Annotated in this window: 13 protein-coding genes, 2 pseudogenes and 1 riboswitch; of the genes and pseudogenes, 10 read left to right on the top strand and 5 right to left on the bottom strand. The window is 65.4% G+C overall.

The features are described 5' to 3' along the window. Positions 1-2,096, top strand: a pseudogene (locus tag A5634_RS24345) (pyruvate carboxylase subunit B); the annotation flags it as partial. A 15-nt stretch (positions 2,097-2,111) separates the two neighbouring features. On the opposite strand, the gene A5634_RS24350 reads toward A5634_RS24345, so the two are convergent. After that, positions 2,112-3,002, bottom strand: coding sequence for a mycobacterial-type methylenetetrahydrofolate reductase (locus A5634_RS24350; protein WP_065146596.1), 891 nt, complete (start codon positions 3,000-3,002; stop codon positions 2,112-2,114). A 72-nt stretch (positions 3,003-3,074) separates the two neighbouring features. Continuing rightward, a complete protein-coding gene (gene metE / locus A5634_RS24355; RefSeq protein WP_081290639.1) occupies positions 3,075-5,390 on the bottom strand; it encodes a 5-methyltetrahydropteroyltriglutamate--homocysteine S-methyltransferase in 2,316 nt (771 codons plus the stop codon). Positions 5,391-5,467: 77 nt separating this feature from the next. Next, a riboswitch (cobalamin riboswitch) is annotated at positions 5,468-5,656 on the bottom strand. A 108-nt stretch (positions 5,657-5,764) separates the two neighbouring features. On the opposite strand from metE, the gene A5634_RS24360 reads away from it, so the two are divergent. Genes A5634_RS24360 through A5634_RS24375 form a run of 4 tightly spaced genes read left to right on the top strand, consistent with a single transcriptional unit; the run spans position 5,765 to position 9,873 of the window. Next, a complete protein-coding gene (locus A5634_RS24360; RefSeq protein ID WP_065146597.1) occupies positions 5,765-6,661 on the top strand; it encodes a carbohydrate ABC transporter permease in 897 nt (298 codons plus the stop codon). Beyond that, a complete protein-coding gene (locus A5634_RS24365; protein ID WP_065146598.1) occupies positions 6,658-7,476 on the top strand; it encodes a carbohydrate ABC transporter permease in 819 nt (272 codons plus the stop codon). Before A5634_RS24360 ends, A5634_RS24365 begins: the two co-directional genes overlap by 4 nt. A 2-nt stretch (positions 7,477-7,478) precedes the next feature. Then, on the top strand, positions 7,479-8,792 hold the full coding sequence (locus A5634_RS24370) for an ABC transporter substrate-binding protein (protein ID WP_065146599.1): 1,314 nt from the start codon (positions 7,479-7,481) through the stop codon (positions 8,790-8,792). After that, the gene (locus A5634_RS24375) at positions 8,785-9,873 is read left to right on the top strand and encodes an ABC transporter ATP-binding protein (protein ID WP_065146600.1); all 1,089 of its coding nucleotides are present in this window, start codon (positions 8,785-8,787) and stop codon (positions 9,871-9,873) included. Before A5634_RS24370 ends, A5634_RS24375 begins: the two co-directional genes overlap by 8 nt. Positions 9,874-9,919: 46 nt before the next feature. On the opposite strand, the gene A5634_RS24380 is transcribed toward A5634_RS24375, so the two are convergent. Next, positions 9,920-10,669 (bottom strand): enoyl-CoA hydratase, encoded by a 750-nt coding sequence (locus A5634_RS24380; RefSeq protein ID WP_065146601.1) that lies wholly within the window; start codon positions 10,667-10,669, stop codon positions 9,920-9,922. A gap of 45 nt (positions 10,670-10,714) precedes the next feature. On the opposite strand from A5634_RS24380, the gene A5634_RS24385 reads away from it, so the two are divergent. Both A5634_RS24385 and A5634_RS24390 read left to right on the top strand, forming a co-directional pair. Further along, a complete protein-coding gene (locus A5634_RS24385) occupies positions 10,715-10,984 on the top strand; it encodes a DUF2277 family protein (protein ID WP_065146624.1) in 270 nt (89 codons plus the stop codon). Next, positions 10,981-11,526 (top strand): DUF1802 family protein, encoded by a 546-nt coding sequence (locus A5634_RS24390; protein ID WP_065146602.1) that lies wholly within the window; start codon positions 10,981-10,983, stop codon positions 11,524-11,526. The genes A5634_RS24385 and A5634_RS24390 overlap by 4 nt, the downstream gene beginning before the upstream one ends. Here the strand turns inward: A5634_RS24390 and A5634_RS24395 are convergent. Together A5634_RS24395 and A5634_RS24400 are read right to left on the bottom strand one after the other, a co-directional pair. Continuing rightward, a pseudogene (locus tag A5634_RS24395) lies at positions 11,485-13,199 on the bottom strand (CocE/NonD family hydrolase). The gene A5634_RS24390 and the pseudogene A5634_RS24395 sit on opposite strands and share 42 nt — an antisense overlap. A gap of 23 nt (positions 13,200-13,222) precedes the next feature. Further along, the gene (locus A5634_RS24400) at positions 13,223-13,798 is read right to left on the bottom strand and encodes a DUF3558 domain-containing protein (RefSeq protein ID WP_065146603.1); all 576 of its coding nucleotides are present in this window, start codon (positions 13,796-13,798) and stop codon (positions 13,223-13,225) included. 148 nt (positions 13,799-13,946) lie between these two features. On the opposite strand from A5634_RS24400, the gene A5634_RS24405 reads away from it, so the two are divergent. From A5634_RS24405 to truB, 3 genes are read left to right on the top strand one after another with little or no spacing between them, the layout of a single operon-like run. Further along, positions 13,947-14,912, top strand: a complete 966-nt coding sequence (locus tag A5634_RS24405; protein ID WP_065146604.1) for a metallophosphoesterase family protein — start codon at positions 13,947-13,949, stop codon at positions 14,910-14,912. Continuing rightward, positions 14,909-15,589, top strand: a complete 681-nt coding sequence (pptT, locus tag A5634_RS24410; RefSeq protein ID WP_065146605.1) for a 4'-phosphopantetheinyl transferase PptT — start codon at positions 14,909-14,911, stop codon at positions 15,587-15,589. Before A5634_RS24405 ends, pptT begins: the two co-directional genes overlap by 4 nt. Continuing rightward, complete coding sequence (gene truB, locus A5634_RS24415; RefSeq protein ID WP_065146606.1) at positions 15,586-16,476, top strand: tRNA pseudouridine(55) synthase TruB; 891 nt, start codon at positions 15,586-15,588, stop codon at positions 16,474-16,476. The genes pptT and truB overlap by 4 nt, the downstream gene beginning before the upstream one ends. Positions 16,477-16,522 lie beyond the last annotated feature (46 nt).

Genomic DNA, 16,522 nt, shown 5'->3' on the forward strand with positions numbered 1-16,522 from the left:
GACGAACCGGTCTTCCGGTCCGGTCGGGTGACGACGTCGTTCATCGAGGAGCGACCGCACCTTTTGACCGCGCGCTCCAGCGCCGACCGCGGCACCAAGATCCTCAATTACCTGGCGGACGTCACCGTTAATCAGCCGCACGGCCCGCGCCCGTCGGCGGTTTACCCACGTGACAAGCTGCCCGAACTCGACCTGCGGGTCGTGCCGCCGCCGGGATCGAAGCAGCGACTGACCGAACTCGGTCCGGAGGGCTTTGCTCGATGGCTGCGGGATTCGGAGGCCGTCGGCGTCACCGACACCACCTTCCGCGACGCACACCAGTCGCTGTTGGCAACCCGCGTGCGCACCAGCGGATTGATGCGCGTTGCGCCCTACATCGCGCGCATGACGCCGCAGTTGCTCTCGGTCGAATGCTGGGGCGGTGCGACCTACGACGTCGCCCTGCGCTTCCTCAAGCAGGATCCCTGGGATCGCTTGGCCGCGCTGCGGGAAGCCCTCCCCAACATCTGTCTGCAAATGCTGCTTCGCGGTCGCAGCACCGTCGGCTACACGCCGTATCCGCTGAAGGTGGCGCATGCGTTCGTCGCCGAAGCCGCGCAGACCGGTGTGGACATCTTCCGAATCTTCGATTCTCTAAACAACATTGACGCCATGCGTCCGGCGATCGACGCCGTGCGGGAGACAGGGACAGCGGTCGCCGAGGTGGCGATCTCCTATACCGGGGATTTGTCCGACCCGGCCGAAAACTTGTACACGCTGGACTATTACCTTCGGCTGGCGGAGTCGATCGTGGAGGCCGGCGCACATGTGCTGGCGATCAAAGACATGGCCGGGCTGTTGCGGGCTCCGGCGGCGACCACCCTGGTGACGGCGTTGAAGTCACGATTCGGCCTGCCGGTCCACGTGCACACCCATGACACGCCCGGTGGGCAGTTGGCGACGTACGTCGCCGCGTGGACCGCGGGTGCCGATGCGGTCGACGGGGCGGCGGCGCCCTTGGCCGGCACCACCAGCCAGCCGGCGTTATCGTCGATCGTGGCCGCGGCCGCGCACACCGAGTTCGATACCGGGCTGGACTTGTCCGCGCTGTGTGATCTGGAGCCGTACTGGGAGGCGCTGCGAAAGGTGTACGCGCCCTTCGAGTCTGGACTGCCCGCGCCCACCGGACGGGTCTACACCCACGAGATCCCGGGCGGGCAGCTGTCCAATCTGCGGCAGCAGGCGATCGCGTTGGGGCTGGGTGACCGGTTCGAGGACATCGAGAACGCCTATGCCGGCGCCGACCGGGTCTTGGGCCGTCTGATCAAGGTCACCCCTTCGAGCAAGGTGGTGGGGGACCTGGCGCTGTCGTTGGTGGGAGCGGGAGCCACCGCGGAGGAGTTCGCCGCTGACCCCGGCCGTTACGACATCCCGGACAGTGCCATCGGGTTTCTGCGCGGCGAGTTGGGAGACCCACCCGGCGGGTGGCCGGAACCGTTGCGGTCGAAAGCCCTTGAGGGTCGCAACGCTGGAAGCACCGAGCAGGAGCTGACGGCCGAGGACGAAGCGGTGCTGGCTTGCCCGGGGTCGAAGCGGCAGGCGACGCTGAATCGTCTGTTGTTTCCGGTGCCGACGGCCGAGTTCGAGGCCCATCGCGAAGAGTTCGGCGACACCAGCCGGCTGTCGGCGAATCAGTTTTTCTACGGGCTGCGTCACGGTGAAGAACATCGGGTCAAGCTGGAGGAGGGGGTGGAACTGCTGATCGGCCTTGAGGCGATCAGCGTCCCCGATGAGCGCGGGATGCGCACGGTGATGTGCATTATCAACGTCAACTGCGACCGGTACTGGTGCGTGACCGCTCGATCGCCTCGGATCTTCCGGTGTCGGAGAGAGCAGATAAGGCCAACCCCGACCACGTCGCGGCACCGTTCGCCGGTGTGGTCACCGTAGTCGTGTCCGAGGGCGACACGGTGGCGGCGGGACACACGCTGGCGACGATCGAGGCGATGAAGATGGAGGCCGCGATCACCGCCGCGAAGGCCGGAACGGTCAGCCGGATCGCGGTTGCCGCCACTGCCCAGGTCGAAGGCGGCGACCTGTTGGTGGTGATCAGCTGACCGGCTCCAGCCGGTTCACGTGTGCGGTGACCAATAAGCCAGCATCTCGGCGAAGGTGTCGAAGGCCGGCTTCGAGACACCGTACGGCGCCTCGAAGTGCAGACTCAGCGGGTAACCCAACTCGGCCACGCCATCGATGACCCGCTGGTAAAGGCCGATCAAGTTGCGGCGCTTGATATCTGGCTCACTTGCTGCAAGGTTCCGGACGAACGCCTGCTCGGCGGCCACGGCCGCGTTGCCGGGATCCTGGATCAGCCAATCGATCAGGCCGACCCTGCTCTCTAGCTTGGGCACGAAGCCGAACGACAGCAGGATCTCGGGCCGGTGGTCGCTGGACTGGGCGAAGCCGCGCAGGAATCCCACGATGGCATCGGAGTAGAGCAGTTGTGTCATCCCGAATGTGGCGCCCTGATCACATTTGAAATCAAACCGACCCTGTTCACCGTCACGTGTTGGGATCAGGATTACGCCGCGGTTCGCCACGAGATCATCGAACTTCGACAGCGCGTCGGTGGGTGCAACGCCGCCGCCCTCTCCGTCGTTCATCGTGCGGGGGACACCGACGAAGATGATGCCTTCGAACCCTGCCCGGCCGAGTTCGGTCAGCCGGCTTCGCAGTGCCGATTCGTCGAGAAACGCGGTGACCTGCGTGCACAACCCGTGCACGCGAGGAAGTTCGGGATGAATCACCGACCAGAAATCCGAGACGTCGAACTTGGGTTTCATCTCGATTGGCCGGTCGTCGTCCTCGGGGATCATCCCGGGGATCATGACGTGACCGATCCGGCCTGCGATGCCCGCCTCGGCGGACAACTGCAGAACCTTGTGTGCCTCGTCGCGGGCATGGTCTGCACCCCGGTCGATATTGGGTGGCACCAATTCCAGCGCAATGGTGTTCAAGGGCACCGGGCCCCTCCGATCTCATGCGAGTGACCCGTTGCGCCCCGAAATTAACTGGGGCGCAACGGTTCCGGTGAATCAGGCGTCGGCGCGAACGTGCTTGGCGGCTTCGACCATGTTGCGCAGCGCGGCTTCGACCTCATCGGTCTTGCGGGTTTTCAAACCGCAATCCGGGTTGACCCACAGCCGCTCCGGGCCGACGGCCGACAATGCTGCGCGCAGACTGTCAACGATTTCACTGGTTTCGGGCACCCGGGGCGAGTGGATGTCGTAGACACCAGGACCGATGCTGTTGGCGAAGCCAGCGGCTGTTAGATCGCCGACGATCTCCATGTGTGAGCGCGCGGCTTCCACCGACGTCACATCGGCATCCAGGTCGGCGATCGCACCGATCACCTCGCCGAATTCCGAGTAGCACAGATGCGTATGGATCTGGGTCGAGTCCGAGACACCCGACGTCGACAACCGGAACGAGGACACCGCCCAGTCCAGGTAGGCGTCTTTGTCCTTGCGTCGCAACGGAAGCAGCTCACGCAAGGCCGGCTCGTCGACCTGGATGATCGCGATCCCGGCGGCCTCAAGATCCACCGTCTCGTCCCGGATCGCCAGTGCCACCTGATTGGCGGAATCGGCCAACGGCTGGTCGTCGCGGACGAACGACCATGCCAGGATGGTCACCGGACCGGTCAGCATTCCCTTGACCGGTTTTTCGGTCAGCGACTGGGCGTAGGTGGCCCAGTCGACCGTCATCGGCTTGGGGCGGGCGACATCGCCGTACAGGATCGGCGGCCGTACGCACCGGGTGCCGTAGGACTGCACCCAACCGTTGGCCGTGGCGAAGAAACCATCGAGCTGTTCGGCGAAGTACTGCACCATGTCGTTGCGTTCCGGCTCGCCGTGCACCAGCACGTCGATGCCAAGCCCCTCCTGCAGCCGGATGACCGATTCGATCTCGGCCTTCATCCGGTTGGTGTACTCGGTCTCGTCGATCTCACCGGCCACCAGTGCCGCTCGGGCCTTGCGGATCTCGACGGTTTGCGGATACGACCCAATGGTCGTGGTCGGCAGGGCGGGCAGGTTGAGCCGGGCGTCCTGGCTCTTGCGGCGGTCGGCTGCCTGGCCGCGGCTGTGGCCGGAGGCCAGGATCGACGCCAGCCGCTCCCTTACGTCGCTGTTGTGGAGGCGGGGGTCGGATCGGCGCGATGCGATCGCCGCGTTGGATGCTGCCACCTCACCGGCGATGGCTTCTCTGCCGAGCGTGAGACCCTTTGCCAGTGCGACGACCTCGGTCACCTTCTCAAAACCGAAGGCGAGCCAACTCCGCAGGACCGCATCGATATCGGGCTCCGCGTCGAGCGTGTAGGGGACATGCAGCGTCGAGCAGGAGGTGGAGACAGCGATGTGGGCCGCCGAGCCGAGCAACGATGCCAGCGTGCCGAGCGCCGACTGGAGGTCGGTGCGCCAGATGTTGCGCCCGTCGACGATGCCCGCCACAACAGTTTTGTTCGCCAACTCCGGGACAACGGCGACTGCGGAGACTGAGCCGGCCACCAGGTCGACGCCGATCGCTTCAACCGGGGTACCGGCGAGTGCCGGCAGGGCGTCGGTGAGTTCGCCGAAATAGGTTGCCACGAAAATGGCCGGGCGGTGCGACAGGTCGCCGAGTGCCCCGTAGGTGTAGCGGGCGAGTTCGGCTGGATTGTCGAGCACGTCGGTGGCAAGTACCGGCTCGTCGAACTGCACCCACTCTGCGCCGCGATCTGCCAACGTCGCGAGCAAAGTCGCATACACCGGGATCAGGTCGTCCAGCCGACCAATCGGCGGTTCTGCTCCGTCGACCGGCTTCGACAGGGCCAGGAAGGTGATGGGCCCCAGGACTACCGGGCGAGCCGGAATCCCCAGTTTCTGCGCCTCTTCAAACTCGGTGACCACCTTCGTCGGATCCAGAGCAAACTGCGTCTCGGGACCGATCTCCGGGACGATGTAGTGGTAGTTGGTGTCGAACCATTTGGTCATTTCCAGCGGAGCGAGCTCGGCGGTACCGCGCGCGGCCGCGAAGTAGCGGTCCAGTTCGTCGCCGACCGAGTTGTACCGGGCGGGCAGGGCGCCCAGCAGGACCGCGGTGTCCAGCATCTGGTCGTAGTAGGAGAACGTGTTGACCGGGATCGAGTCCAGGCCTGCTGCGGCCAGTTCGTTCCAGGTCTGCTTGCGCAGCTGGGCGGCGACGGATTCCAGCTGGGCCCTATCGATTCGGCCAGCCCAGTAGCTTTCGATGGCGCGTTTGAGTTCGCGGTTGGGGCCGATGCGTGGGGACCCCAAAGTGGTTGCGGTAAATGGTGAAACGGTACGAGACACGGACAGCGTCCTTCGAACGATGGGATGCTCATCGCCCATAGGACGTCTGCCAGCACGGTCGAGTGACCGCGGGGTGACTTCTGCCCATTCCACGAGGCGATGCGCCGCTGGGTGCGGCGCACCCAGCACGACTGGCAGGTCTTCGGACTCGCAGGCACGCACCAAACGGTGCACCTAGTGGCCGTCGCTTCCCGGTCGTGAAGACCAGTGCCGTTGACGGCGGTCGTTCCTGCATACCGCTGCGGGACAGTCCCGGATTCTCACCGGGTTCCCTCTCACGCCACACCTGACCCAGCGTGTGTCGTTCGATGTCGTGGCCACAAGGCCACCACAGACCAGTTGCGCTGCTGAGAATACTCTGCGGTGCAAGATCGCCGCAGCCAGCCCGGGAACTCCGGCGCTACACTGCGCCGGTGACGACCCAACGCACCCGGCGTCGGCCGTGGGGTGATTATGCGTTGTTCGTGGTCCTGGTGGGGCCGAATCTGGCCCTGCTGGCGGTGTTTATCTACCGCCCGCTGGCCGACAACATCCGGCTGTCGTTCTTCGACTGGAACATCTCCGACCCGCAGGCGAAGTTCGTCGGGTTCTCCAACTACGCGGAGTGGTTCACCCGCTTCGACACGCGCCAAATCGTGCTCAATACGGCGGTTTTCACGGTGGCCGCGGTCATCGGCTCGATGGTGTTGGGCCTGGCGTTGGCGATGCTGTTGGACCAACGGTTACGCGGACGAAATCTGGTGCGCTCCACGGTATTTGCCCCGTTTGTGATATCCGGTGCGGCGGTCGGTCTGGCCGCCCAGTTCGTCTTCGACCCGCATTTCGGTCTGATCCAGGACCTGCTGCGCCGCATCGGAGCCGGGGTGCCGGACTTCTACCAGGACGCGCACTGGGCGATGTTCATGATCGTGGTCACCTACGTCTGGAAGAACCTCGGCTACACCTTCGTCATCTACCTAGCGGCGCTGCAGGGAGTGCGTCGAGACCTGTTGGAAGCGGCCCAGATCGACGGCGCCAGTCGGTGGACCACGTTTCGTCGCGTGCTGCTGCCCCAACTGCGACCAACCACGTTCTTCCTGTCGATCACCGTGCTGATCAATTCGTTGCAGGTCTTCGATGTCATCAACGTCATGACCCGCGGCGGTCCGGAGGGTACCGGCACCACCACGATGGTGTACCAGGTATACCTCGAAACATTCCGGAATTTCCGTGCCGGCTACGGTGCCACCGTCGCTACCGTCATGTTCCTGGTGCTGCTGGCGATCACCTACTACCAGGTGCGGGTGATGGATCGGGGTCAGCGCCAATGAGATCCGCACGTCTGCTGGGTTACGCAGCCATGCTGCTGGTGGTGGCGCTGGTGGCCGGGCCGCTGGTATTCGTGTTCTTCACCTCGTTCAAGGACCAGCCGGACATCTATTCGCAGCCGACGACCTGGTGGCCGCCGCACTGGCACCCGCAGAATTATCGGACTGCCACGCAACAGATTCCGTTCTGGACCTACCTGCGTAACTCGGTGATCCTGACCTCCGCGCTGGCGTCGGTGAAATTCGTGCTCGGCGTGCTGAGCGCGTTCGGCCTGGTGTTCTTCCGGTTTCCCGGCCGCAACGCGGTGTTCCTGGTGATCATCGCCGCGCTGATGGTGCCCAACCAGATCACCGTGATCTCCAACTACGCGTTGATCTCTCAACTGGGCCTGCGCAACACCTTTCCGGGCATCATCCTGCCGCTGGCCGGCGTCGCGTTCGGAACGTTCCTGATGCGCAACCACTTCCTGTCGTTGCCCACCGAGGTCATCGAAGCGGCCCGAATGGATGGCGCACGATGGTGGCAACTGCTGTTGCGCGTGGTGCTGCCGATGTCGGGGCCCACCATGGTGGCGTTCGGCATCATCACCGTAGTCAACGAATGGAACGAATACCTGTGGCCATTCCTGATGGCCGACGACGAATCGGTTGCGCCGCTGCCGGTGGGGTTGACGTTCCTACAGCAAGCAGAGGGAGTGACCAACTGGGGCCCGGTCATGGCGGTGACACTGCTGGCGATGCTGCCGATCCTGCTCATATTCATTGCGCTGCAACGGCAAATGATCAAGGGCCTCACGTCGGGTGCGGTCAAGGGTTAGCCATGACCACCTGGGACCGCAGACAATTTCTCGCGCTGATCGGCGCGGCGGGGGTGACAGCCGGTTGCGCGGGGATGAGCGGTAGCGGCGCGATCAAATCCGGAGACGGCCCAATTTCGTTCTGGTCCAATCACCCCGGCATGTCCACCGCGGTGGAACGGGAGTTGATCGCGCGTTTTCAGCAGGAGTTTCCCGATCTGCAGGTCAAGTTGATCGACGCCGGCAAGGACTACGACGAGGTGGCGCAGAAGTTCAACGCCGCGCTCATCGGCACCGACGTTCCCGATGTCGTTGTGCTGGACGACCGTTGGTGGTTCCATTTCGCTCTGAGCGGTGTCCTGACCCCACTCGACGAGCTGTGGCGGCAGGTGGGCGTGGACACTTCGGACTATGTGGACTCGTTGCTGGCCGACTACGAGTTCGACGGCCAGCACTACGCACTGCCCTATGCGCGCTCGACGCCGTTGTTCTACTACAACAAGGCCTTGTGGGAACGTGCCGGCCTACCCGATCGCGGGCCCGCCTCCTGGCCGGAGTTCGGCGAGTGGGGTCCGCGGTTGCAGCGTGTGGTGGGAGATCGGAACTGGGCGCACGGTTGGGCGAGTTCCGAAGCGATCTCCTGGACGTTCGAAGGGCCGAATTGGGCTTTCGGCGGTGCTTATTCCGATAGGTGGACGCTGAAATTCACCGACCCGGCAACGATCTCAGCGGGCAACTTTCTGCGCGACTCCATTCACGGCAACAGATACGCCGTGGTTGCCAACAATGTCGCCAACGAGTTTGCCACCGGCATTCTGGCCTCCGCGGTGGCATCGACGGGCGCGCTCGTCGGTATCACCGCCGCATCCCGATTCGACTTCGGGGTGGCACCGCTGCCGACCGGTCCCGGCGGAGCGCCCGCCTGTCCGACCGGTGGGGCCGGGCTGGCCATCCCGGTCAAGCTGTCCGACGAACGAAAATTGAACGCGCTCAAGTTCATCGCATACCTGACCAGTCCGCAGTCCACCGTCTACTTCAGTCAGCGCACCGGCTACTTGGCGGTGCGCAAGTCGGCGGTCGACGATCCGAGCGAACAGCAATATCTGACCGAAAACCCCAATGCGCGAGTTGCTTTCGAGCAGCTTCCGCATACCCGTCCGCAGGACTATGCGCGCGTCTTCCTGCCCGGGGGTGACCGCATCATCGCGGCGGGCCTGGAAACCATCGGGCTGAAGGGATCCGACGTGAAAGCGACATTCAGCGGCATCGAAAAGCAATTGCAGGTTATCTACGACCGTCAGATCAAGCGGAAGCTATCGGATATGCGCCATGGCTGAAATCCGTTACCGCGAGGTCTCCCACCGCTATCCGGGCGCTGCCGGGCTGGCGGTGGACAACCTCAGCTTGGATATCGCCGACGGCGAATTCCTGGTATTGGTCGGACCTTCCGGTTGTGGCAAGTCGACCACGCTGCGCATGCTGGCGGGACTGGAATCCGTTGCCAGCGGCCGTATCACGATCGGTGACGTGGATGTCACCGATCTGCCGCCGCGGGCGCGCGACGTCGCAATGGTATTCCAGAACTACGCGCTTTACCCGAACATGACGGTGGCGGCCAATATGGGGTTCGCGCTGCGCAATGCGGGGATGTCGCGCGCTGACACCCGCCAGCGTGTCCGGGAAGTCGCCGACATGCTGGAATTGACTGAGCTGCTTGACCGTAAGCCGGCAAAGCTGTCCGGCGGCCAACGCCAACGAGTGGCGATGGGGCGCGCGATCGTGCGTCGGCCGCAGGTGTTCTGCATGGACGAGCCGCTGTCTAATCTGGATGCCAAACTGCGCGTCAGCACCCGGTCGCAGATCTCGGGACTTCAGCGTCAACTGGGTACCACCACCGTCTACGTCACCCATGACCAGGTGGAGGCGATGACCATGGGGGACCGGGTGGCTGTCCTCAAAGATGGTGTGCTGCAACAAGTTGACACCCCGCGTGCCCTGTACGACAACCCGGTGAACACATTCGTCGCCACCTTCATCGGAGCCCCGTCGATGAATCTCATCGACGCATCGGTAGCCGACGGCGCGGTGCGGTCGCCCGACTTGGCGATACCGGTGCCCCGCGGCGTCACCGAGCGGGTGCTCGTGGGGGTCCGGCCGGAGTCCTGGGACGTGGTCGCCGCCGGTGCACCGGGGTCGGTGACCGTGCACGTCGAACTCGTCGAGGAACTCGGTTTCGAATCCTTCGTCTACGCAACGCCGGTGGGTCAGGAGGGCTGGTCCTCGCGCACGCCACGCATCGTGTTCCGCACCGACCGGCGCACGGCGGTACGGGCGGGGGAGTCGTTAGCCATCACGCCGCACCCCCAAGAGGTGCGCTTTTTTGACAGCCGAACCGAAACGCGACTTGGCTCGGCTTGATGGCGGCGACCCACTGCGCCCGGCTTCGCCGCGCTTGCGATCGCCGCTAACGCACCTGCGAGCGGCCCCGCTGCAGCACGGCTTCGCGATTGGCCGCGATGTCCTCGCCGCTGGTCCGGAACTGCCTTGCCGCGGTGGCCTCCTGCCACAGGCCGGTGCTGGTCTGGGTGTCGTCGATTCGGTGGTAGGACGCCAACAGTGCGCGCACCGCGTCCTGGTTGTTGCCGACGATGGAGGCCGCGACCCCACGAGCGGCAGGCAGCAGCTGCTCGTGCGGAACCACCTCGGTGACCAGACCCGCACGCAGCGCGTCGGCGGCCGACAGGTAGTCCCCGGTCATGCTCATCCGTCGGGCCAGGCCCACGCCCACCTTCTGCGGCAACCGCACGCTCAACCCCCACGTCGGCAGCAACCCCACCCGGGCGTGCGTGTCGGCGAAGCGCGCCTGCTCGGAGGCAATCAGGATGTCGCAGTACAGCGCGAGCTCGAGTCCACCGGTGACCGCGGCGCCGTTGATGGCGCCGATCACCGGCTTGGTCAGCGCCGGCCAGCGCGGCGAGATGTCGGGAAGCGCGGTTTGTCCGCCCAGCTCCTTGAGATCGAGTCCAGCGCAAAACACCGGGTCGGCGCCGGTGACGATGATGACGTCGACGCCGTCGTCGGTCTCGGCCTCGGCGAGCGCTCCGAAGAATCGGTCCCGCAGCGCCGCGGACAGCGCGTTGCGGGATTGCGGACGATTCAGGGTCAGGGTGCGTACCCGTTCGTCGGTGTCGATCAGCAGGATCTCGTCGGTCATGGCTTTCACCGTAGCCAAGGCCGCGCCGCGCTTATCGTGGAGACCATGTGCCGCAACATCACCGAATTACGTGGGCTCGAGCCCGCGGCCACCGCCGCCGAAATCGCCGCCGCAGCGCGCCAGTATGTGCGCAAAGTCAGCGGCATCACGCAGCCGTCGGCGGCCAACGCCGCCGCGTTCGAAGCCGCGGTCGCCGAAGTCACCGCGGTGACGACGCGACTGCTCGATGCGCTGCCGCCACGACGCCAGCCGCCCAAGTCGGTCCCGCCGCTGCGCAGGCCGGAGGTCGTGGCTCGGCTCGCGGGATCGCAGTGACGGCTGCGCTCAAAGAGTGGAGCGCGGCCGTGCACGCCCTGCTCGCCGGACGGCAAACCGTCCTGCTGCGCAAAGGCGGTATCGGCGAAAAGCGCTTCGAGGTTGCGGCGCAAGAGTTCCTGCTGTTCCCGACGGTCGCGCACAGCCATACCGACCGCGTCCGGCCCGAACACCGGGACCTGCTCTCAGCAGCGGCCCAGGACAGCGACGACGCTGCAGTCATCATCCGCGCCGCCGCCAAAGTTGTTGCCGCGCTACCGGTCAACCGCCCCGAGGGGCTGCGGGACATCGAAGATCTGCACATCTGGACCGCCGAGTCGGTGCGCGCCGACCGCCTGGACTTTCGGCCCAAACACAAGCTCGCCGTCTTGGTGGTCTCGGCGATCCCGCTCGCCGAACCGGTGCACCTGACCCGCACGCCCGACTATGCGGGCTGCACCAGCTGGGTGCAACTGCCCGTCGCGCCGGAGCTGGCGACGCCAGTGCACTGCGCCGAAGCGCTAACCGAGATCGCCGCCCGGGCCCGCGCCGCCCTCGTGTGACTCTGAGCTCGACCCGACCGGCAGAAGCAGGCGGGATTCCCCGAAATGCACCGAATGCGTGGCCGGCTTGAGCTGGCGTCCGGTCAGCACCGGCTCGCCGGCCCCCAGGTTGCGTGCATAACGCGGGAACCAACTGCCGGTGAGCAGTACCCGGATCCGGGATCCGACTTTGAACCGGTGGGCGATCGCGTCCAGTTCCATCGTGACCTGCGCGACCCGTCCCCGAGGCGACGGTAGCCCTCGCTGACATTGCGGGACCGGCCCTTGGCATCAACCTCGCTGACCCGAACGAACAGGTCGACGTTGGGGTTGTCGGAGCTGTGCGCCAATTCGAGCACCGGGTTGCCGTAGACGAACAAATCCTGGCTGAGGGCAGCGCCGGTGAAGCTGAGCACGTCGTCGCGCTGAGCCAGCCGGGTGTCGTCGCGGTAGCCGCCATCGGGGGACAACAACGGACCACCGATCGTGCGGGTGGGGTGGGCCGGGTCATATCGGAAGTTCGCTGGCCGCGTCTTGGTCTCCGGGGGAGTCTCGCCCAGATGCCCGTAGGGCTGCAGGTACAGCGGCCGTTCGGTGGTTTGCGGCGGCCAGTCCGGCAGATGTCGCCAACCCTGGCCGGCGACGAACACATGCACCGGGCTCGGGCGTTTCAGGGCCGGCGCACCGCCCAGGTGGGCGTCCAACCAGTCCAGGGTTTCTCGGGCGCTGACCGGCAAGGCCTTATACACCATCTGGACGTGCGTCCAGGGGCCGACCGTCAGCGCGACTTTGCGGCCACGGTCGCGCAGGTGCTGATACTGCTGCAGCGTCTGGCGCAGGAAAATGTCCTGCCAACCGCCGATCAACAGCACCGGAACCTCGACGCGGTCCAGCGCATCGGGGAACCGCATGCTGTCCCAGAACGGATCGGTGGGGTCGGCATGCTCCACCCAGGATTCGAACCATGGCGCACCGTCACCGAGCAGAGTGCGTGCCGCCGTTCCCATCGGTAGCTCGCCAACGGCACGCGCAACTTTGCGTTGACTTCGTATCCGGCGAATCCCGGCCCGGATGCGTCCGGGGTCTTCCTGGTGGGAGACCATATCGCTCCAGCCCAGGAAGTCGTTGGCCGCGAACGTCCCGGTGCTCCACGTCGAATCGCAAAAGTCGTGCGGTCCCACGGTGATCACGGCCGCGGCCAGCTCCGGCGGCGGATCGCTCAGCAGCGCCCACTGCGTGAAACCCAGATACGACAGGCCGACAGTGGCGAAGGTGCCGGTGAACCACGGCTGCTGACGAAGCCACTCCACGGTGTCGGCGCCGTCCGCGGCTTCGTTGACCATCGGGTCGAACTCCCCGGCCGACCCGAAGGTTCCGCGCACGCTTTGCAGCACCACGTGGTAGCCGCGGGCGGCATAGAGCCTGGCGTACATGAGGTTGAACGGGATGCCGCGCCCGTATGGACTGCGGGCCAGCACCGTACCCCGGGGCTCGGTGGTCTGCGGCGCGTAGTGGTCGGCGACCAGCTCGACGCCGTCGCGCATCGGAACTCCGACTCGGTTGACGGTGTAGCGAGTGGTCGCGCGCGGCAGGCCCAACGCCGTACCGAGTGAGCCCAACGCGGCTCTGCGGCCAACTCCGCTGGCCAGCGCGCGCAGTTTGAGCTGGTCGCGTGCGATGGATGTAGTTGTCACATCCCCCAGGTTAGGAAATCAGCTCAGAACTTGTAGAACGGCGCCAGATCGTTGGCCCGTTGCAGATTGGTCGACGGGCAGTCGACATCGGGCTCTGAGTAGACCGTGGAGTAGAACAGCGTCTGCTGAATCACCCCGTAGCTGGTCTTGAACGTCACCATGCAGGAGATGTACCAGAAGCTGTTGTGATACGTCGGCTTCAGCGTCCAATACTGGGCGGCCCGATGCCCTTGAATCGTGGTCTCGATGGCGTCGGGGGGCAGGGTCTGGGCGTAGGTTCGCCAGACGATCGGCTCCACGGCCAGTTGGTAATTCCCGGCGTCGAACTGGCAGCGCAACCCCTCCTGAGGCTCGGGAGGGGTGAATGCGAGGCCGAGCCGCTGAAGCGCGTCGTACGGGACGTCCCGGCACGGGTCGAACGGGCTGGGGTCGGTGGTCGCCACAATCGGGCTTTTCATGGTGGTTTCCATCGGCTGCGCGGTGTAGCGCAATTCGACGGGGCCGCGCGCGACGGGTGCCGATGGCGCGCACTGGACTCCGACGATCACCGCTGCAGTCAGCGCACTCAGCGCTGCAGCCAAACGCATCTTGGCGAACACGACACCCCCCGCTCTTTGGCTGATCTATTGCCGGGAGTGTACAAGTCGGGTGAGCACAGTCACAGAGGAACGAGAACTTGTTCCAGCTAGCGGAGGGTTATCCCGCGGCAAACCGTGTCGTATTCGTCGACCGTTAGGCTGGGGAGTCGTGACAGGGCATGAGGCGGGCGGCGGCGGTCAACCGACGCTGTGGGCTGTCTCGGACTTGCACACGGGTCACCTGGGAAATAAGCCGGTCACCGAGTCGCTGCACCCGTCGTCGCCCGACGATTGGCTGATCGTGTGCGGGGACGTCGCCGAGCGCACCGACGAGATCCGCTGGGCGCTGGACTTGCTGCGACGGCGATTCGCAAAGGTGATCTGGGTCCCCGGCAACCACGAACTGTGGACCACCAATAAAGATCCGATGCAGATCTTCGGCCGCGCGCGCTACGACTACCTGGTCAATATGTGCGACGAGATGGGCGTGGTCACCCCCGAGCATCCCTTCCCGGTGTGGACCGAGCGGGGCGGCCCGGCCACCATCGTGCCGATGTTCCTGCTGTACGACTACACGTTCTTGCCGGAAGGAGCCGCCACCAAGGCCGAGGGCATTGCCATCGCCAAGGAACGCAATGTGGTGTGCACCGACGAGTTCCTGCTCTCTTACGAGCCGTATCCCACCCGCGATGCCTGGTGTCGGGATCGCCTCGCCAAGACCCGCGACCGGCTCGAGCAACTCGACTGGATGCAACCCACCGTGCTGGTCAACCACTTTCCGTTGGTGCGCCAACCCTGTGATGCGCTGTTCTACCCCGAGTTTTCGTTGTGGTGCGGAACCACCAAGACCGCCGACTGGCACACCCGTTACAACGCGATCTGCTCGGTCTACGGGCACCTGCACATTCCGCGGACAACCTGGTACGACGGCGTGCGATTCGAAGAGGTATCGGTGGGCTACCCGCGCGAATGGCGGCGCCGCAAACCCTACAGCTGGTTGCGGCAGGTGCTGCCGGATCCCGAGTACGCGCCCGGCTACCTCAACGATTTCGGCGGCCATTTCGTGATCACGCCGGAGATGAAGGCGCAGGCAACGCAGTTCCGGGAACGATTGCGGCAGCGGCAATCCCGGTGACGGGACGCATGCTGGTGTCGTCGCTGTTGCCCGGCACCCTGATCGACGAGATGGGTTACGCCGAGCTGTACTCCGACCCGCCGGGACTCACACCGCTGCCCGAAGAGGAGCCGCTGATCGCCAAGTCGGTGGCCAAACGGCGCAGCGAGTTCATCACCGTCCGGCATTGCGCCCGGGTCGCTCTCGGCGAACTCGGAGTGGCGCCTGCGCCAATTCTGAAGGGCGACAAGGGCGAACCTTGCTGGCCGGACGGCATCGTCGGCAGCCTCACCCACTGCACCGGCTACCGGGGCGCGGTGGTCGGACGCAGCGGCGCGGTCCGTTCGGTGGGTATCGACGCCGAACCGCACGACGTGCTGCCCAACGGGGTGCTGGATGCGATCAGCCTGCCCGCCGAGCGCGCCGAGATTCCCCGAGCAATGCCGGACGGGTTGCATTGGGACCGAATCTTGTTCTGCGCCAAGGAGGCGACGTACAAAGCGTGGTTTCCGTTGACGAAGCGGTGGCTGGGTTTCGAGGACGCACACATCACCTTTGCCGCCACCACACCCAGTACAGGTCAGTTCGTCTCTCGCATCCTGATCGACCCGGCGGCGCTGACCGGTCCGCCCTTGACCTCGTTGACCGGGCGTTGGTCGGTCGAGGGCGGCCTGGTGCTGACCGCGATCGTGTTATGAGCGGACTCGAGCCGGGTCTGGTCGTGGTCGACAAGCCTGGCGGTATGACCAGTCACGACGTGGTGGGGCGGTGCCGACGGATCTTTGCCACCCGCAGGGTCGGCCATGCGGGCACGCTGGACCCGATGGCCACCGGTGTGCTGGTGATCGGAATCGAGCGCGCGACGAAGATTCTGGGACTGCTCAGCTCCACCTCGAAGTCGTATGCCGCCACCATTCGGCTGGGTCAGTCGACCTCCACCGAAGACGCCGAAGGTGAACTGCTGCAATCTATTTCGACTGAGCATGTCACCGATGACGCAGTGGAACGCGCGTTAGACGGGCTGCGCGGCGACATCGAACAGGTTCCGTCCGCGGTCAGCGCGATCAAGATCGGCGGCCGCCGCGCCTACCAACTGGTCCGGGACGGTCAGTCCGTCGAGCTGCCGTCTCGTCCGGTGCGCATCGACCGGTTCGAGGTGCTGGCGACCCGGCGGACGGCAGATCTGCTGGATCTGGACGTCGAGGTCGACTGCTCGTCGGGGACCTACATCCGCGCGCTGGCGCGCGACCTGGGCGACGCGCTCGGCGTGGGCGGTCATCTGACATCGTTGCGGCGCAACAGCGTTGGTCGCTTCGACCTGAGCCACGCGGTGTCGCTGGACGAGCTGGCCGAGCGCCCGCGACTGAGTCTGAGCCTGGACGAAGCCTGCCTGCTGATGTTCAAGCGCCGCGATCTGAGCACCGCCGAAACCGACGCCGCGCGCAACGGCCGGGCGTTGTCGCCCGCCGGTATCGACGGCGTCTATGCGGCCACCGCCGATGACGGACGGGTGATTTCGCTGCTGCAGGACGACGGCCCGCGAACCAGCTCGGTGGTGGTGATCCGCCCAGCGACGTTGAGCTGAAGCAATGGTGACGACCCGCCTCGCGCCTTCTTCCTGCTGTGACTCG

This window comes from Mycobacterium asiaticum, assembly GCF_001673365.1.
GTDB lineage: Bacteria > Actinomycetota > Actinomycetes > Mycobacteriales > Mycobacteriaceae > Mycobacterium > Mycobacterium asiaticum_A.

Coding starts and splice junctions, on each gene's coding strand:
- metE (WP_081290639.1), bottom strand. CDS start 5,390: ATGGGCGATGAGCATCCCATCGTTCGAAGGACGCTGTCCGTGTCTCGT.
- A5634_RS24365 (WP_065146598.1), top strand. CDS start 6,658: ATGAGATCCGCACGTCTGCTGGGTTACGCAGCCATGCTGCTGGTGGTG.
- A5634_RS24370 (WP_065146599.1), top strand. CDS start 7,479: ATGACCACCTGGGACCGCAGACAATTTCTCGCGCTGATCGGCGCGGCG.
- A5634_RS24375 (WP_065146600.1), top strand. CDS start 8,785: ATGGCTGAAATCCGTTACCGCGAGGTCTCCCACCGCTATCCGGGCGCT.
- A5634_RS24380 (WP_065146601.1), bottom strand. CDS start 10,669: ATGACCGACGAGATCCTGCTGATCGACACCGACGAACGGGTACGCACC.
- A5634_RS24385 (WP_065146624.1), top strand. CDS start 10,715: ATGTGCCGCAACATCACCGAATTACGTGGGCTCGAGCCCGCGGCCACC.
- truB (WP_065146606.1), top strand. CDS start 15,586: ATGAGCGGACTCGAGCCGGGTCTGGTCGTGGTCGACAAGCCTGGCGGT.